The sequence below is a fragment of the Cupriavidus sp. 01L46 genome (assembly GCF_056399905.1).
Window position 1 is genome coordinate 1 of the sequence record NZ_JBFTSF010000121.1, and the last position, 17,409, is coordinate 17,409.

At 62.3% G+C, this 17,409-nt stretch carries 17 protein-coding genes; 9 read left to right on the forward strand and 8 right to left on the reverse strand.

The window, feature by feature from the left end; genetic code table 11:
* Nucleotides 1-8 precede the first annotated feature (8 nt).
* Nucleotides 9-143, forward strand: coding sequence for a helix-turn-helix domain-containing protein (locus tag AC1DS3_RS21230; RefSeq protein WP_477127889.1), 135 nt, complete (start codon nucleotides 9-11; stop codon nucleotides 141-143).
* Nucleotides 144-189: 46 nt separating this feature from the next.
* Here AC1DS3_RS21230 and AC1DS3_RS21235 read toward each other — a convergent pair whose 3' ends face one another.
* Nucleotides 190-1,164, reverse strand: a complete 975-nt coding sequence (locus tag AC1DS3_RS21235) for a LysR family transcriptional regulator (RefSeq protein WP_477127890.1) — start codon at nucleotides 1,162-1,164, stop codon at nucleotides 190-192.
* 209 nt (nucleotides 1,165-1,373) lie between these two features.
* Between AC1DS3_RS21235 and AC1DS3_RS21240 the strand changes: the two genes are divergently transcribed.
* Both AC1DS3_RS21240 and AC1DS3_RS21245 read left to right on the forward strand, forming a co-directional pair.
* Nucleotides 1,374-2,189 (forward strand): (R)-mandelonitrile lyase, encoded by an 816-nt coding sequence (locus AC1DS3_RS21240; RefSeq protein ID WP_441631105.1) that lies wholly within the window; start codon nucleotides 1,374-1,376, stop codon nucleotides 2,187-2,189.
* 57 nt (nucleotides 2,190-2,246) lie between these two features.
* Entirely contained in the window at nucleotides 2,247-3,098 is an 852-nt protein-coding gene (locus tag AC1DS3_RS21245; RefSeq protein ID WP_441631103.1) for an aldo/keto reductase, read from the forward strand.
* Between the two features lie 107 nt (nucleotides 3,099-3,205).
* Here the strand turns inward: AC1DS3_RS21245 and AC1DS3_RS21250 are convergent, their stop codons facing one another.
* The gene (locus AC1DS3_RS21250) at nucleotides 3,206-3,529 is read right to left on the reverse strand and encodes a hypothetical protein (protein ID WP_441631101.1); all 324 of its coding nucleotides are present in this window, start codon (nucleotides 3,527-3,529) and stop codon (nucleotides 3,206-3,208) included.
* Nucleotides 3,530-3,680: 151 nt separating this feature from the next.
* On the reverse strand, nucleotides 3,681-4,553 hold the full coding sequence (locus tag AC1DS3_RS21255; RefSeq protein WP_441631099.1) for a LysR family transcriptional regulator: 873 nt from the start codon (nucleotides 4,551-4,553) through the stop codon (nucleotides 3,681-3,683).
* Between the two features lie 101 nt (nucleotides 4,554-4,654).
* Between AC1DS3_RS21255 and AC1DS3_RS21260 the strand changes: the two genes are divergently transcribed.
* Nucleotides 4,655-5,728, forward strand: coding sequence for an alkene reductase (locus tag AC1DS3_RS21260; RefSeq protein WP_441631097.1), 1,074 nt, complete (start codon nucleotides 4,655-4,657; stop codon nucleotides 5,726-5,728).
* 215 nt (nucleotides 5,729-5,943) lie between these two features.
* Here AC1DS3_RS21260 and AC1DS3_RS21265 read toward each other — a convergent pair whose 3' ends face one another.
* A complete protein-coding gene (locus AC1DS3_RS21265) occupies nucleotides 5,944-6,462 on the reverse strand; it encodes a GNAT family N-acetyltransferase (RefSeq protein ID WP_441631095.1) in 519 nt (172 codons plus the stop codon).
* A 713-nt stretch (nucleotides 6,463-7,175) separates the two neighbouring features.
* On the opposite strand from AC1DS3_RS21265, the gene AC1DS3_RS21270 reads away from it, so the two are divergent.
* Both AC1DS3_RS21270 and AC1DS3_RS21275 read left to right on the forward strand, forming a co-directional pair.
* Nucleotides 7,176-7,895, forward strand: coding sequence for a tetratricopeptide repeat protein (locus tag AC1DS3_RS21270; protein WP_441631093.1), 720 nt, complete (start codon nucleotides 7,176-7,178; stop codon nucleotides 7,893-7,895).
* A 1,102-nt stretch (nucleotides 7,896-8,997) separates the two neighbouring features.
* Nucleotides 8,998-9,564, forward strand: a complete 567-nt coding sequence (locus tag AC1DS3_RS21275) for an antibiotic biosynthesis monooxygenase (protein WP_441631091.1) — start codon at nucleotides 8,998-9,000, stop codon at nucleotides 9,562-9,564.
* Between the two features lie 139 nt (nucleotides 9,565-9,703).
* Here AC1DS3_RS21275 and AC1DS3_RS21280 read toward each other — a convergent pair whose 3' ends face one another.
* Nucleotides 9,704-10,579, reverse strand: a complete 876-nt coding sequence (locus AC1DS3_RS21280) for a LysR family transcriptional regulator (protein ID WP_441631089.1) — start codon at nucleotides 10,577-10,579, stop codon at nucleotides 9,704-9,706.
* A 97-nt stretch (nucleotides 10,580-10,676) separates the two neighbouring features.
* On the opposite strand from AC1DS3_RS21280, the gene AC1DS3_RS21285 reads away from it, so the two are divergent.
* Nucleotides 10,677-12,134 (forward strand): MFS transporter, encoded by a 1,458-nt coding sequence (locus AC1DS3_RS21285; RefSeq protein WP_441631087.1) that lies wholly within the window; start codon nucleotides 10,677-10,679, stop codon nucleotides 12,132-12,134.
* A gap of 34 nt (nucleotides 12,135-12,168) precedes the next feature.
* On the opposite strand, the gene AC1DS3_RS21290 is transcribed toward AC1DS3_RS21285, so the two are convergent.
* Nucleotides 12,169-13,575, reverse strand: coding sequence for a cation:dicarboxylate symporter family transporter (locus tag AC1DS3_RS21290; RefSeq protein ID WP_477127887.1), 1,407 nt, complete (start codon nucleotides 13,573-13,575; stop codon nucleotides 12,169-12,171).
* 23 nt (nucleotides 13,576-13,598) lie between these two features.
* Nucleotides 13,599-14,969, reverse strand: coding sequence for a class-II fumarase/aspartase family protein (locus AC1DS3_RS21295; protein WP_441631083.1), 1,371 nt, complete (start codon nucleotides 14,967-14,969; stop codon nucleotides 13,599-13,601).
* Nucleotides 14,970-15,079: 110 nt separating this feature from the next.
* Between AC1DS3_RS21295 and AC1DS3_RS21300 the strand changes: the two genes are divergently transcribed.
* The gene (locus AC1DS3_RS21300) at nucleotides 15,080-15,448 is read left to right on the forward strand and encodes a UTRA domain-containing protein (protein WP_441631081.1); all 369 of its coding nucleotides are present in this window, start codon (nucleotides 15,080-15,082) and stop codon (nucleotides 15,446-15,448) included.
* A gap of 86 nt (nucleotides 15,449-15,534) precedes the next feature.
* On the opposite strand, the gene AC1DS3_RS21305 is transcribed toward AC1DS3_RS21300, so the two are convergent.
* A complete protein-coding gene (locus tag AC1DS3_RS21305) occupies nucleotides 15,535-16,419 on the reverse strand; it encodes a LysR family transcriptional regulator (RefSeq protein WP_441631079.1) in 885 nt (294 codons plus the stop codon).
* Nucleotides 16,420-16,577: 158 nt separating this feature from the next.
* On the opposite strand from AC1DS3_RS21305, the gene AC1DS3_RS21310 reads away from it, so the two are divergent.
* Nucleotides 16,578-17,409: NAD(P)H-quinone oxidoreductase (locus AC1DS3_RS21310; protein WP_477127888.1), on the forward strand; the 832-nt coding region annotated here is incomplete at its 3' end.

Genomic DNA, 17,409 nt, shown 5'->3' on the forward strand with positions numbered 1-17,409 from the left:
CGCTCAGCCTGACCGCCATTGCCGAACAATGCGGCTACCAGGATATGTCCGCCTTCCGCAACCTGGTGCGCCGCCATACCGGCCAGACACCGGGCGCGCATCGGCGCGCGCATTCGGTGCGCGCGGAATTGCGGGCGGGGTGAATGCCATGGACAGGCGCCTCAGGCGGCACCAAGCCAGCTTGCGCTTTCATTTCCCCAGCCGTTGCACCTGCCGCCAGCCCTGCAAGGCCGCCCCAAGTTCTTTTGCCGACAGCAYGAATTGAGGAGAATCCAGCAAGCGGGAAATCGCGAGATCCAGAAACAGTCGCACGCGCCTGGGCTGTGCGGAGCGGCTTCCGTAGTAGATATGCAGCCCGATGTGCGCGCTGATGTGCGGGAGTAGGACCGGTACCAGCCTGCCGGCGCGGATGTGTGCCGCCGCGGAGAAATTGGCGAGCTGGCCGATCGCTTGGCCAGACAGTACCGCCTGCAATTCGAGTTCGGAGTCGTTGGTCGAGAATGCCGGGGACATCGGCCGACGCTCGAACTTGCCATCGACAGTCAAGTACCACGGCGCCACCGTGCCGGTTGCCGGGTGGCGATAAACACTGCATCGGTGGGTCACCAAATCGTCCGGCGTGGCGGGAACGCCATATGTCGCCAGGTAGGCCGGGGCGGCGCACACGATCATCTGGATCGGGAACAACTGCCGGCCGATCACGCCCTCGCTCGGCGAAGCGCCTATCCTGAAACCGACATCCACACGGTCCAGCACCCAGTTGCCAATGCCATCGTCAAGCTGGACGTCGGGCTGAATGCCGGGGTAAGCCCGGCAGAACTCCTCGAGCAGCGGCATGAGAATTGGCGCGAATGATGATTTCGGGCCCACGATGCGCAGCGGTCCGGCGATGTCATCCTTGGCTTCGCGGGCCATGGCAAGTGCCCTGTCCAGCGCCGCGATTGCCGGCTGGGTGTTCTCGAGCAAGCGCTGCCCTTCTTCGGTGAGCGCCAGGTTGCGTGTCGTGCGGTGCAGGAGCCGAACGCCAAGGTGCTGCTCCAACTGTGCKATTGCCTGGCTGGCCGCCTGCGGCGTGACCCCCTGTGCTTGCGCCGCCCGCCGGATGCTTCCCAATTCGATCGCCTTGGCGAACATGGAGATGGCTCTGAATTCGTTGATCGGCATGATGCTCCCCAGGAAATCGCCCTCCATTATCAAGTTTTCCTTGTCACTGATGCAAGCCGGAACGGCCTAGCGGCTTGAGACAGCACGCTTTAAAGTTGCCGGCATCGGACTTATCGGCGGGAGAACACCATGAACAAGGGCCATGGCAATCGCTATCTCGCAGCGTTGCAAGCACGCGTAGGACGACCAGCGCAGGAGGTCACGAGAACATGATGAAATCCATGGTCATTGCCACCCTCGCGCTGTCGATGCTGCATTCCGCCAATGCGGCAGAACCGGATCTGCAGATTTCACGCGCGGGTTCGCGCCAGCCCCAGACAGCGCCGACGCAGAACTTCACGGGTCCGGTCCAGGTCGAGATGTTGTTCGCGCCCGTCGGGCCGGGCCGCACGTCGGCAGGCGAGGTGACCTTCTCGCCTGGTGCCCGCACCGCGTGGCACACGCATCCGCTTGGCCAGACGCTCATCGTCACCTCCGGCGTTGGCCGCGTCCAGCGCTGGGGTGGGCCAGTCGAAGAGATACGGCCCGGCGACGTCGTGCGCATCCCGCCCAATACGAAACACTGGCACGGCGCGGCGCCGAACAGCGCAATGACGCACATCGCGATCCAGGAAGCGCAGGAAGGGATGACCGTGAACTGGCTGGAACAGGTCAGCGACGAGCAGTACGGCGCGGCCGCCGCCAAGCCGGCGGCACAAGATGCTTCGCAGCCCTCGGTAGCGCAGCGGCGCTTCGGCGACGTGGCGCCCAAGCTGGCGCAACTGACTGACGATGTGCTGTTTGGAGACGTCTGGGCTCGGCCCGGCCTGTCGCCGCGCGACCGCAGCCTGGTCACCGTGAGTGTACTGATCGCGATGAACCGCCCGGAACAGCTGCGCTCGCATATGGCGCTGGCCCGGCGCAACGGCGTCACCGAGGCCGAACTTGTCGAGACGCTGACCCACCTGGCCTTCTATGCTGGCTGGCCCAGCGCCGTGACGGCAGCAGGTATCGCGCGGGAAGTCTTCAACACGAAGCCGCAGTGAAGGGCCATTCGCAGGTGTCCTGTCATACCTGCCCCATTCCCCAGGAAGGAGCCAACCATGCAAGAAGTCACCCTGAACAACGGCATCAAGATGCCGATCCTCGGCTACGGCGTTTTCCAGATCGCCGATGCGGCTGAATGCGAACGCTGTGTCGTCGATGCCGTGCAGGCCGGCTATCGCCTGATCGACACCGCGGCGTCCTATCGCAACGAAGAAGCAGTCGGTCGCGGGCTGAAGCGCTGCGGGGTGCCGCGTGACCAGCTATTTGTGACCAGCAAGCTGTGGGTCGAGGATGCGGGCTACCTGCACACGCGCGCCGCCATCGACAAGTCGCTGGCCCGGCTAGGTTTGGATTATCTGGACCTGTACCTGATCCACCAACCGTACTCGGACGTGCACGGCTCGTGGCGGGCGATGGAAGAGGCGTATCGAGCCGGCAAGCTGCGTGCGATCGGGCTGAGCAACTTCCAGCCGGATCGGCTGATGGACATCCAGGCATTCAATGAGGTTGCGCCGGCTGTCAACCAGATCGAAGTCAACCCTTTCCACCAGCAAACGGAAAGCGTGGATTTCATGCGCGGRCTTGGCGTGCGGCCAGAGGCCTGGGCGCCGTTCGCCGAAGGCCGAAACAATCTCTTCCAGAACGAGCATCTGCTTACCGTCGCGGCGCGCCACGGCAAGACCGTAGGCCAGGTGGTGCTGCGTTGGCTGGTCCAGCGGGACATCGTGGCCCTGGCGAAGTCTGTGCGCAGGGAGCGCATGGAGGAGAATCTCGCCGTCTTTGACTTCGCATTGTCGGAAGACGACATGCAGGCCATCTCACAGCTCGAAACCGGCACGAGCAGCTTCTTCTCGCATCGCGATCCGGCGATCGTCAAGTGGATGAGCGAGCGCCGGCTCGGCCTCTGAGCGCGCTGGCATGCTTCGAAGCGCTGGGCGCGATGGACGAAACCGCATATCCTGGGTTGGGCACCGTCCCTCGGCGCCAAGGCAGTGAAAACGGATCAACCTGCAACCTATGGCACGGCGTGAAACCGCTTCCACGCCTCCGCTTCAAGCTCGCCACAGGAGGAGACAGCGATTCCTCGCTCATCCAGAATCTGGAAAACTTGCTGATCGCGCCCTATGCTAGACGCGCCATCGAGTCCGAGAAGCAGGCTGTACATGGCGTCTCGCAAAACCCCATCGAGCACGTTACGAAGCTGCTCGGTCTGGTCCACCGTCAGCGCCATATTCCGAATCTGCGTAGCGATGACGTTCTCGCCTTGTTCGTCCATAAAGACGGAAAGGAGATCGCTTTTGAGGTCTACCCAGTTTCCCACGAATGTAGCTGCATCCATTTTCTTTGCTCGTTTGCTGTGGCCGGGACACAGTGCGCGGCAGTTTAGTCCGGCGCAAGCTCAATTCGGCAGGGGCCGGGCCGGCGCGTCACGATTGTAGCCTCCCTTGAACGGCCTGATTTGGTTGTGGCCGTCCGATCCAGCGGCCGAGCTACTGCCCTAAACGCTCCCGAAGGAACTCGATGAAGCGCTGCGTTTTAGCCGGCAGCAGACGGGTTTCGGTCATGGCATAAACGGGCATTGGCGTGCCGTGCCATTCCGGCATGATGCGACGTAGCTTTCCGCTGGCCAGTTCATCAGCCACGACTTCCTCCGGCATCAGCACGATGCCCATATCGAGCGTTGCCAGGCGGCGGCTCATGCCAACGCTGTTGAGCATGAACCGCCCGCCCACCGACACCGTGACGCTTCGCCTCCCGTCGCGCAACGTCCACGAACCCGCCTTCAGGATGCTCAAGCACTCGTGCCGATCCAGGTCGGCGGGCTTGTTTGGCTCGCCCGACCGCTCAAGGTAGCCAGGCGAGGCGTAGAGGCAAGGCGTGAGCGAGGCCAACGCGCGTGCGATCAGTTGCGAGTTTTCGGACTCCCCCATGCGGATAGCCACATCGAAAGGCTCGCTGACCAGATCGACCCGTCGCGGAGTCAGGTCGAAATCGAAAGTGATGCCGGGATAGAGGCCGGCAAACTCGGCGATCAAAGGCGCCAGGTAGGTGACTGCGAAATCCACCGGCAACGATGCCCGCAGCACACCGCTGGGCTGGGCAAGCATGTCGCCGAGCTGCTCGTGTGCCAGCCGGGCTTCATCGACGATGCGCTTGCATCGCTCGAAGTAAATCTGGCCGGCTTCGGTCAATTCGATCTTGCGTGTCGTGCGATGCAGCAGGCGCAGCCCGATCGCTTTCTCCAACGCGCTGATTCGCCGCGACAGTGTCGAGTTCGGCACGCCCATCACCTCCGCGGCACTACGAAAGCCCTTGGCTTTGACGACCTCCACGAACAAGGCCATGTCGTTCAACAGCTCCATGCTCGTTGCTCCATCAATGGATCAATGCTCTCCAAATTACCATATTTATCCCGCGTGAGAAGCAGGCGATGATGCCTCCACTACCTTCTGAGGATTCCATCATGAGCAAACTGTTCGACCCCGTCCGTGTCGGCCGCCACACCCTGCAAAACCGCCTGGTCATGGCACCGATGACCCGCAGCCGTGCCCAATTCGACGGCACGCCGGGAGAACTGGCTGCCGAGTATTACGCCCAGCGCGCCAGCGCCGGCCTGATCGTCGCCGAAGGCACCCAACCCTCGGACGATGGACAGGGCTACCTGACCACGCCGGGCATCTACACCAATGCGCACGTCGCCGGCTGGAAGAAGACCACTGACGCCGTGCATGCCAAGGGTGGCCACCTCTTCATCCAGCTCATGCACGCCGGACGCATGTCGCACCCGGACAACACGCCACATCATCGCCAGGGCGTCGCACCGTCGGCCATTGCCCCGGGCACGCAGATGTTCACGGCCAAGGGCATGCAGGACATTCCCGTGCCGCGTGCGCTGACCACCCAGGAAGTGCACCAGACCGTTCAGGATTTCCGCCATGCGGCGCGCCGCGCGGTCGAGGCCGGCGCCGACGGCGTGGAGATCCACGCTGCAAACGCCTACCTGATCCAGCAGTTCCTCGCACCGAGCGCAAACACACGCACCGACGAGTACGGCGGTTCGATCAAGAACCGCGCCCGCTTCGCCCTCGAAGTCGCCGCCGCGATTGCCGAGGAAATCGGTGCGGACAGGACCGCGATTCGCCTGTCGCCCGGCACGACCCTGTGGGGTATCGACGAAGGCGCCGAAGGGCCGGATCTGTACCGCCACCTGGTCGCCGAACTCGACAAGCTGGGCCTGGCCTACGTGCACATCCTGCACCAGGGCAACGAGCCGCTGCTGGCCGACATCCGCAAGCTCTGGAAGGGCACGCTGATCCTGAACCGGCCGAGCCGCCCGCGTGACCAGATCGGGGCCGACGTGGCATCGGGGCTGGCCGACCTGGAAGCCTACGGCCAGATGGTTCTTGCGAACCCGGATTTCGTCGCCCGGCTGAAGACCAATGCGCCGATGAACGAAGCTCGGCACAGTGCCTTCTTCGGCGGCACGGCGCAGGGCTACACCGACTACCCGACCTTGAGCGAAGCCCAAGGAGCCTGAGGCCACCACAACGTGTGCCGGCCGACATCGGCCGCCCACCAACCCGCCCGAGCGTGTATGCCGCCCTCGGCGTCATCCTTCGCCGGCCCGGCCGCGCATTGAATGCCGGCTAGCTGAGCAAGCCTGCGATGGCAATGGCAATGGCAATGGCATTCCAACGTCCCGATGAATGGGTGTAGCGGAAAACGGGAATATCGCAGGCCGCTTCGTTGCGATCATCGAAGCTTCAGAAACATGTGCTGTTCGTCGTAGAACCGCCCATCCACCTTCATTGCGCGGGGTTCGATGCCGAAAGCTGCGAATCCCAATGATTCGTACAATTGCTTGGCCGCCGTGTTTTCCGTATTGACGCACAGATTGCACTGCGCGCTATCCCAGTTCTTGGACGCATGGGCCATCGCAGTATTCAACAGATCCCGCGCGATTCCCTTGCCGCGTTGGTTTGGGGCAACAAATACCCCCCAGATGGTGGCCTTGTGGCTCACTTGCGCGAGCGATTCGCGACGTACGCCAGCGATGCCAACCAGGGTGTCACAAGCAAACGCACCAAAAACAGCCTGCGTAGGCGTTGATTGAATTCGCCCTGCGACTTCACTGACGGAGCGCGCCTCTTCCTCGACGCGGGTCGGCCAGATTGCCGTGGGAGCGTTCTCGATAGCGTGTAGACGGATTGCCTTGAAGATTGCTGCGTCAGCGGCGGTAAGTAGTCGGATTTCAACCGAGGAGGTGGTCATAAAGCCTCAGAAATATGCGTTTGCGTCATTTGAATAATGACGCATTTTTAGAATGCCGCGGTTGCCACGCAACGTCTGGCGTCAATCGCTAGCAACCAGGCATTCATGTCGGCACGCTCCAACTGACGAAATGATATGCCCGGATACCCGGACTCGATGGTTGCATCAATTCTCATTCCAGAACCTCTTAGCGCTGACCATCCCGCATCTTAGCCCGTCGTGCTACCTGTCTGGGGCCTCTGACGCGCAGTACGAACTGGCGCTAGCGCCATCGATCGAGAATTCTGTCGCACGGCATACATGAGCGGCCGCTCATGGCCGCGGGTTCAACCGGTCGATGCAGGATCCTAGCGAAAGCGCTCTAGCGCCGCACTAGCGCGGCCTACAGACACCATGCAGTGCGTCCGTTGGATCTCCGCAACACACCCCACTTCGGAGGCCCCCCACCGTTCTGGTGATGGTAATTTGCAGTCCGCAGAAGAATGACAACGCGAACTATGATCTGGGAGTGCATCCGTGCGAAACGAGACTCCAGCCGTCCCGATCTGGCGGCATGGTCGTTGAAGGTAACGAGGCTATCGATAAGCGGCTGCGCACTTTCGCAGCCGCCATCCCCCGCGACCCAGCGATTCTCTGATTCCGCATGCGATGCGCAGATCAAGGCGCAGATAGTTGATTGAAGGATAGATAGCTCTGGTAAGGGGAGATACTCCATGAATCTGGTACGGGCACTACTGACGACCGTAGCGCTGCTGCTTTCGATCTCGTGCTTGGCGCAGGAGGCAAGCACTCCTTCAGCGCTCGATGCCGAAGCTGCACGACTGCTACTGGAGGGTTCGCGGCTGGTAAAAACGGGCAAGCTAGCAGAGGCGATTGAGGACTTCGACAAGGTAAGCGCCATGTATGAGAGCGCGTTCCGAGGCAGCAAGGCCAGGCTATTTAGCGCTAGATTCCAGCCCGAGGCATTGCTTTACCTCTCGGAAGCAGCCAATGCCAAGACCCCGGCCAGGGTTGTCTCCGGCAATTGGGCCTACGCGTATTACATGAAAGGCTACGTGCTGGTCGAGCTTGGCCGGCTCGCGGACGCCAAGGTTTCGCTGCAACAGGCCATTGATCTAGCCCCGCACAATTCCCAGTTTATTTCGGAACTGGCGAATGTGTATCAACGAGAAAAGGACTGGCCTCTGGCGATGAAGACCTTCCAAGCTGCCGAAACGCAAGCGCGTGAATTTTCTCCACCGGCGCTAAAAAACGCAGAGCTTTCGCGAGCATGGCGCGGCCAGGGATACGTCTACGTAGAACAGCACCAATTCGATGAGGCTGAGGCCCTGTATCACAAATGCCTCGAATTGGATGCCTCCGATACCAAGGCCGCAAATGAACTCCGTTTCATTCAAGCCCAGCGGGTAAAAAAGGACAACCAAGCTCGGTGAGTGCCGGTGCGGCGCGACGGCGACCACGTTCGCCTGGCGAATGCGATTAGTGACCAGATTCTCAAGCGCCCGCATCAGCCGAAGAACCGACAAGTGTCGCCGATGGGAAAGTGCGCGGACAGCTAGGTATTGGCTACCAGCAGTTTCTCAGCATTGCTCGGTGGCCGCAGGCCATCTGTACTGCCCATGAAGTAGCACCCGGCAAGATGATTGCTCTATCCCGGATAGTGGCGCTTCGTAAATGAAAGCCACATTCCATGCAACAGCCAGCTTCCATCTCCAACCAACTCGGAATTCCACGCCTCGCAATGCCGCTCTCACGTACTTCCATCGACGAGTTACGGCGTCGCGGCCTGCGATTGCCCGACGCACCTTCCTTTCCGACCGACCATAGAGCATACCCTTCTGGCTACCTGGTTATGAAGCCTATTAGTGTTCAAGGGAACTCGCTTCCAAGCCTTCGTCGAGACTACGAAAATGGGCACAGTCTTGACGACACGGACACCCCGGTTCCGGTGATCTGGAGTGCTTCAGGTCGTTGGCATGTCTCCGTTTGGGATTGGGCGCCAGGTCCGGGGCCGGGTGACTTCGTGAAGGAATTTGCTAGCGAAGCGGCAGCAATCCATTTCATCGTCCAATATTTTTTCTGCGAGACCCTTGAGTTTCTCGCTCGCCTTGCCGCCGAAAACCAGTCGAGCCCAAGTTAGCACTCCCTGCGCGCTCCAAACGTCTGCTTCCACATGTGCGACTGCAGTAAGTGTCGTCAGCGGAAAGCAGCCGTCTTGAATGGATCTGCTCTGTTAGACCCAGCATCGTTGGGAGAGTCGCCAGTCAGAAGTGCACGCGGGTGCCTCCTCCTGGCCGCAAGCCAACGGTGAGTGATCAGGAGCCGCCTGCAAGGGCCGGATGACCCAAAGCACGCCCGGCACAACACAATTGGCGCCGATTGCGGGAAGTGAATGCACCTCGCATCACTGGTTTGCTGCCGCACAACCGCATTCCGCGTAAGATGTCGAGGTCCATCCACAGTGCCGTCGCCAAGCATGTCAAAGCGAATCGCATACGCATTGCTCGGCGGTCACCGCCATCCACCGGGAGCGCGATGAACCCGACCACCGCCAATCCGCAGGAAATCGTGACGAGCATCATTGTCCACGAGGTCGAGCCCGACGCCGCCGAGCAGTACGAAATGTGGCTCGCGGATATCCGAGCCGCGTGCTCCAGGTTTTCCGGCTACCTGAGCACCGATGTGGTCCGTCCGGTCGGCATGAGCCGCGAGTATGCGACCATCGTCCGCTTCGCCGACTTCAGAAGCCTCAACGCTTGGATGGAATCCGATGTGCGCCGCCAACATATCGAGAGAATGCGTCCATCGCTGCGGCAAGGCGACCGATACGAAATCAGGACTGGCCTCGATTTCTGGTTCACGCCAAAGAACGCACCGGTCAAGATCCCAACCGCGTGGAAGCAGTGGCTCATCACTTGGAGCGCCATCCTGCCGCTCAGTATCGTCGTGCCATGGGGTGTCGTGCCTGTGCTCACGCACCTCGGCTTCGCCCATGACTCGCTCATCGACAAGGCAGCCGTGGCGGCGGCAATCGTCTTCCTGATGGTTTACGTGGTGATGCCGCGCTATACGCGGCTCGTTGCACACTGGCTGTTCAAATGACCAGTGCGTAGATGATGCGCTGCAGCSGCGCTCAGGCCGCTCATCGTGTGTTTGCCGGCTAGTCGCTCCTGCGCGAAGATCGGCGGGGATGCGCCATCCGGTCGAAACGGGCATGCATCGTGGGTAGCCGGCGCAGGGCCTATTGCGGAGCAGATCCAAATGCGCCGTGCCCGGCCACTACCTCGCTGAGAAAATCCATCACCGCGCGCACAGGGGCCGAGCGCCGCAAGTCACTGTGCACCACCAGCCAGATGTCGCGCGAGAATCCAGCGCCCTCGTGCTCCAGCCGTACCAGGCCTGCGTCGGCATCCCCGAGGAAACAAGGCAGGCCTGCCACGCCCGCCCCTGCGCGGGCAGCGGCGAGATGACTGCTGATGTCGCTCAGTTCGCAGCCCACGGGCCGCGGACCCGCCAGTTCCAGCAGCCAGCGCTGCTGCGGCATGTCGGCGAACTGCGCATCGTAGGCAATAAACGTCCAGTCGCGAGGATTGCGCAATGCCGGATAGTCGAGGCTTGCGTACAGGGCGAATGGCATCTGACCCAGCTTGCGCACCACACTGCTCGACTCGCTGGGCCGAACCAGGCGTAGCGCTACGTCCGCCTCACGGCGCGTCAGCGACACCGCGCGGGCCTGCGCCGACACGGAGAGCTGGATCCCCGGATAAGCCGCGCGGAAATCCGCCAGCCGGCCGGCCAGCAGATGTGTGGCCAGCACCGGTGGCGCACTGAGCGACACCTTGCCGCTCACGGGCTCGTGGCTGGCACGCGTCTGCCGCTCGATAGCGAATGCGGCGGCTTCCATCGTCTTGGCTTGCTCGAAGACCGACACCCCAAGCGGCGTCAAGCGGCACGAGCGCGGCAAGCGCTCTACCAGAAGCGCTTGCAGCCCGGCTTCCAGCGCGGCCAGCCGGCGGCTTACCGTGGCGTGATCCACCTGCAAATCGCGCGCTGCGCCAGACAACGTGCCGGTGCGGGCGACTGCCAGGAAGTGGCGAAGATTTTCCCAATCGAGCATCTGTGCGTTTTCTCCAGGTTCGGTGGAGATTTTATGGAATTTACGCAGATATGTCTGCAGCCTAGCATCCGGAGATCCTATCGTTGGAATCCATGCCATGCCTACCGCCCCCACCACATCTACCACCCCTACAACCCCTACAACCCCTACCACCACCAATGCGCAACGGGCCACCCTGCTGGCTGCTGCGCTCGGCTTCGTCGTCGTCCTGCTGGACGTCAGCGTCGTCAACGTCGCCCTGGATACCTTGCGGCAAGGATTCGCCACCGATGTGGCCGGGCTGCAATGGGTGATCAACGCCTACACGCTGGTCTTCGCGGCGTTGCTACTGACCAGCGGAGCGATCGGAGATCGCTTGGGTGCCAGGCGGGTGTTCCTGATGGGGCTCGCGCTGTTCACGCTGACGTCGGTGGCGTGCGGCGCGGCGGGCAGCCTGGCGATACTGGTGGTGGCCCGGCTGGGCCAGGGCATTGGTGCGGCGCTGCTGGTGCCGAACTCCCTGTCGATGCTCCAGAGGGCGTTTCCCGAGCGCGAACAACGCAGCCGCGCAGTCGGCTGGTGGGGTGCGATCGGCGGCATCTCGCTGGCGGCCGGGCCGGTGCTGGGCGGCCTGCTGGTGACCCACTTCGGCTGGCGCAGCATCTTCCTGATCAACCTACCGCTGGGCCTGATTGGCCTGTATCTGACGTTGCGCCATGTTGCCGCCGATGGCGGCGGACATCACCGCGGCCTGGATTGGCCCGGGCAAGGCGCGGCCATACTGGCGCTGGCCGCACTCACCGCATCGGTCACCGAAGCCGGCCGTCTCGGCTGGGGACACGCCTGGGTGCAGGCGGGGCTGTGGCTAGCCTTGGCGTCGGCGGCCGCCTTCATCCGCATCGAATCACGCAGTGCTGCGCCGATGCTGCCGCTGGCGCTATTGCGCATCCCGGCGTTCAGGGTGGCGTCGCTCGCCGGTGTGATCGTGAATTTTGCCTACTATGGCCAGATCTTTGTCTTCAGCCTGTTCTTCCAGCTTCAGCAGGGACTATCGCCACAGCAGACCGGGCTGGCGTTCCTCCCGATGACGGTGGTGCTGATGGCAGTCAACGTGCTCGCCGGCCGCCTGATCACGCGGATGGGCGCTAGGTACTTGATGGTGCTGGGATTGGTCCTGGCCGCCGTGGGCTACCTGATGCTGTTGCCGGTGCGCATCGACGGCCCCTACTGGCTGCTCGCCCCGCCGATGCTGCTGGCCGCCAGCGGCATCGCGCTGATGGTGCCGACCATGACCAATGTCACGCTGTCAGCCGTGGATGGCTCCCGCGCGGGCATCGCCTCCGGCGTCCTCAACTCGGCGCGGCAGGTAGGCGGCATGCTCGGCGTGGCGGGGTTCGGTTATCTGGTGCACGACACGGCCCCGCAAGCCTTCATGCGCGGCATGCATCTATCGCTCTGCCTCGCGGCCGCATTGCTGCTGGTGGGAGCCGCGATGTGCTGGTTTGGCATTCGTGCGGAACGTCCCGCCGCTAGCAAGGACGGGCAGCAAGGCGCCACGGGAACTCATGCTCTTTGATTGGCTCCTTCGCCGCCAAGGCGGGATGGTCCGATCACACTCCGGATTTCGAGAGCGGGATACCGGCGGTGTGTGGATTGCCCTCCTTGGAGTCCTCGGGCAAAAGGTTGCCATCGTCGAGTGCAGCATCGGCGTTAGCCGTTTCAGGAAAGCGCTCGGGATACAGATGCCGCTGCGCGGCCTCGCGGTCAAAGGTGCCGGACCACTTGGCAATGACCACGGTTGCGACGCTGTTGCCGATCGTATTGCAGGTGGCGATCGCCATCGACAGGAAGCGGTAGACGCCGAAGATAACGGCCAGTCCTTCGACCGGCAGCATCCCGGTCGAAGTCACCGTTGCGGCGAAGACCACGAAGGAACCGCCGGAGACGGTCGCCGCGCCCTTGGAAGTCAGGAGCATCAGCAACAGGATGCCAATCTGCTGATCCRGCGACAGCGGCACGCCGTAGGCATGCGCGATGAACATCACGCCCATGGCCATGAAGAGCGAAGTGCCATCCAGATTGAATGCGTAGCCGGTTGGCAGCACCAGGCCCACGGTCTGCTTCGCGCAACCCAACCGCTCCAGCTTGATCAGCAGGCGAGGCAGCGCACTCTCCGACGAGGCGGTGCCGAGCACGATCAGGATCTCGTCTTTGATGTAGCGCAGGAAACGCCAGAGACTGAAGCCTGCCAGCCGTGCCACCATCCCCAGCACCACCACGATAAACACCGCCACCACCGCGTAGAAGCTGAACACCAGTTGGGCCAGCGCGATCAGCACCGCGGTGCCGTTRCTGCCTACCGAGTAGGCGACTGCGCCGAACGTGCCGATCGGCGCCAGCTTCATCACCAGGTTGATGAAGGAGAACAGTACCTCGGAGATCTGGCCGAGCCCCTMGTTGATCTTCTCGCGCCGGCCTTCCGGAATGGCGAGGATGCCGATGCCGACCATCACCGCAAGCACCACCACCTGCAGCAGTTCGCCCTTGGCAAACGCCCCGACAAAGTTGTCTGGCACGATGTGGGCCATGAACTCCAGGAAGCCGTGCGGCCCGGCCTTGGCCACCACCGGCGGGGCGGCGCCGGTGGCTACCGTGGTCATGCCCTTGCCGATCTGCAAGAGGTTACCCGCCAGCATGCCCACGACCAGGGCAATGGTCGAAAGCACCTCGAAGTAGAAGATGGAGCGCCAGCCAACGCGGCCGGCACTCTTCACATCGCCGGCGGAGGCAATGCCGTGGACAATGGTGAGGAACACAAGCGGCGCCACGCCCGCCTTGATCAGCGAGAGGAACATGTCGCCGAGCAGCTTGAGCTGCGAGGCGAACTTCGGGAAGATGAAGCCCACCGCGATGCCCAGCACCAGGGACACCAGCACTTGCATGCCCAGCTTGCGATACCAGGGTAATTTTCTGGGGGGCGAGATCAGCGCATCTGCGCTGGATGAAGGGTTTTCCATATCTGTCTCCTCGATGCCGTTTCTTACACGTCGCTCGACAAAGCAACGGCGCGGTCCACCATCTGCGGAGCCAGGCCGAGATAGTTGGCCGGATCCGTCAAACGGTCGATCGTGGCACGATCGAAGTGTTGCGTGACCTCGGGCAGTGCCATCAGCGCCTCGGCCAGCGTGCCGCCCTTCTCGTTCACGGTGCGGCAAGCGTCATAGACGATGTCGTGCGCCTGCTGGCGGCCGGTGAAGGGGGCCATGCCCATCATCACCGCTTCGGCCACGATCAGGCCACGGGTGATGCCGAGGTTGTGCTTCATGCGCTCGGCATCGACAATCAGGCCGCCCAGTGCGAACCTGGCCTGGTGCAGGGCGCCGGAGGAGAAGATGAAGCTCTCCGGAATGGCGATCCATTCCGCATGCCAGGGGCCGGTGGCGCGCTCGAAGTCTTGCACCATGGCATCGACCATCAGGCCGGCATGCTGGCGCACGGCCTTCGAGGCGGCCAGCATCAGTTCGCTGGAAATCGGGTTGCGCTTTTGCGGCATCGTGCTGGAAGCGCCACGGCCTTTGACAAAAGGCTCGTAGACCTCGGCGAACTCGGTCGACGCCATGATCATGATGTCGAGTGCGATCTTGCCAAGGGAGCCAGTGATCAGTGCGAGCAGGTTCACCGCCTCGGCAAAGCCGTCACGTGCCACATGCCAGGTAGTTGCCGGCACGCCCAGCCCAAGTTCCTCGGCCATCGCCTGCTGTACCTCGAAACCCTTGTCGCCCAGCGAGGCCAGCGTGCCCGCCGCGCCGGCAAACTCCACCACCGCCACCCGTGGGCGCAATTCCGCCAGACGCTGCTGGTGGCGGTCGAACATGGCGAGCCAGATCGCTACCTTGTAGCCAAAGGTGATCGGCAGCGCCTGCTGCAAGTGGGTACGACCGGCCATGGGTGTGTCGCGGTGCTTGACCGCCAGGTCGGCCAGGATGCCGCGCAGTTCGCGGACATCGGCGTCGATGCTGTCAAGCGCGTCGCGCACCTGCAGTGCCACCGCGGTGTCCATGATGTCCTGCGTGGTCGCTCCCCAGTGCACGTAGCGGCCGGCATCTCCGCACATGCCCACAAGCTGATGCACCAGTGGCAGGATCGGGTACCCGACGATGTCCGTCTCCTCACGCATATGGTCAAAGTCGATACGCTCGATGCGCGATTCGCGTGCAATCACTTCCGCCGCCTCGGCCGGGATCACGCCGACGCGCGCTTCGGCCTTCGCCAGCGCGATCTCGGCGTCGATGTAACGCTGGATCAGCGCCCGGTCAGAGAAGATCTCGCGCATCTTGGCGGTGCCAAAGGCATCGCGGAACAGAATCGAATCGACAACGGTGCTAGCCATGGGGACGGAAAAAGTGGACATATCGGCCTCTGAGGTAATTGCTGGTTTCGCGAACACACGCCAATATGTTCGAACATATCCAACTATAATATGTTCAAACATATTCGCAACCATGGGTTTACCCTAGGGCCATGAAACCGCCCGCTCCCCTCAGGGACGGCGATGCCAACACGCCGCCAATCGGCTGGACCGATGTGTATATCGACCCAACCTATGCGGAGATCGGCGAGATCATCCGCGCATCGCCTGGCGCGCTGATCAGCGCCTTGATCGAGGCGCGTTACGGCCGCTGCATTGCCGAGATACGCCAGGATGTGCGTGCCTTCAATGTCGGTGACACCGACATCTCACACGCCCTTGGGCTGACGCCGGGAGAAGCGGCACTCAAGATCGTGCGCCGCTACTTCGATGCAAGCGGTCATGTGTTTGAGGTCTCCGTCACGGTGCATCCCGCTGACCGCTTTTCGCTCTCGATGCGGCTGCAGCGTTCGGCTGGATAAGCTGTCCGGCGAGATGGTGCCGGTGGCACGCTGCCGAACACTATTTGTAACGCGACGTGCAGCAGCCGCAGCTACGTCGCGCGTGACTATTTTGCGTGGGTTGTGTGATCTTCGAACGCGGCGACGATGCCGTCGATCATTGCAGCGATGCGCGCGGTATGCCGAAGATCCTGATGCGTGACGAGCCAGATTTCGTAGACCGCCCCACGTGCGGGTTCCGGCCATATCTGCACGAGGCCGTCGTGTTCAGCCAGATGTATCGGAAGCTCACCGATGCCGAGGCCAGCCTTTACCGCGGTACGCAGCATGAGGCTGGAATTGAAGGTCGATACGATGCGCCCCGCATGTATCGGTTCGCCAGCAAGCGTCGGTGATCGATTCCCGGTCCAGTTTCCCTGATAGACGACAAGATCGTGGCCCGCGAAGGCGGAACCAGCGGCGGGCTTGCCGTGCCGCTCGAGATAAGCACTCGAGGCAAAGAGCGCAATGGGCCAGCGAGCCAGGCGCCGCGCGACAAGATCGGGATTATCCGGCCTGACTGAGCGGACCGCGATATCCGCTTCACGCTTTGCCAGATTTAGCATGCGCGTCGACGTGTCCAGCAGGACGCGCACTTCGGGATGCGCAGCATGCAGGCGTTCGATGGCCGGAAGCAGGAATTCGAGTGCAATCGAGTCGGTGCTGGTGACTCTTACGTCCCCCGCAAGCCGTGTATCCGTACCTTGAGTTCGTCTGACGAGCTCATGTGCGGCGTGTTCCATTTTCTCCGCCGATCTCAACGCGGCCTCGCCTGCGGCGGTCAACGCGTAACCCTCGGAGGTGCGCAGGAAGAGCGTTGCACGCAGGGCGTGCTCTAGCGCCGCAATCCGTCTGCCGACCGTCGCCTGATCGAGATTGAGCGTCCTGGCGGCTCCGCGGAGCGTCTTTTCGCGCTCCACCGCGAGAAACACTCGCGCGTCATCCCAGTTCATCGTGCCGCCCTCCTGATGCAAATTTGCATCCGACAACATGAATATTGCTGCATATATTCATCAACGTCGAGGCCTAGACTGAACGCAAGAGTTCCTCGCTCAAGGATCCACCCGGATCAATCGAGCCTCATCCCTTATCGATACAAGGAGTGGTATCCATGCCTGCGTCAACTTATCGAGTGCCGTCGTCCATGACAGCCATTGAGATCAAGCAGCCCGGCGGTCCTGAGGTCCTGGTGCCGGCTACGCGCGCGGTGCCGATGCCGGCCGCCGATCAGGTTCTGATCCGCATCCACGCGGCTGCCGTGAATGGTCCGGACGTTTTCCAGCGCAAAGGGCTGTATGATCCGCCCCCCGGCGCTTCGGACATTCCAGGGCTGGAAGTGGCAGGTCAAGTGGTTGCCGTTGGCTCCGACGTGTCCCAGTTCCGGATCGGCGAACTGGTGTGCGCATTGATTCCCGGTGGTGGCTACGCAGAATATGCGGTCGCGCACGCCTGCAACACGATGCATATCCCCAAAGGCCTGACGTTGGTGGAAGCGGGCGCCATGCCCGAGACGTTTATGACGGTTTGGCTGAACCTGTTCCAGCGCGGCAAGCTGGTTGCCGGCGAATCGGTGTTGATCCATGGCGGCGCATCAGGTATCGGTACCACGGCGACCATGCTGGCGAAGGCATTCGGCGCTGCGAAAATCATCACGACAGTTGGCTCGCAGGCACATCGGGATGCCAGCCTGGCGCTTGGCGCAGACCTCGCGATAGATTACCGCGAGGAAGATTTCGTCGCCGAAACGAAGCGGGCTACCGATGGAAGAGGCGTCGACGTGATCCTCGACATCATTGCCGGCGACTACGTGGCCAGAAACTATGACGCCGCAGCCATGGACGGACGGATCCTCCAGGTGGGCGTGATCAAGGGGCCGGCGAAGGATCTCAACGTCGTGCCGATGATGACGAAACGGCTAACGCATATGGGCTCAACACTGCGAT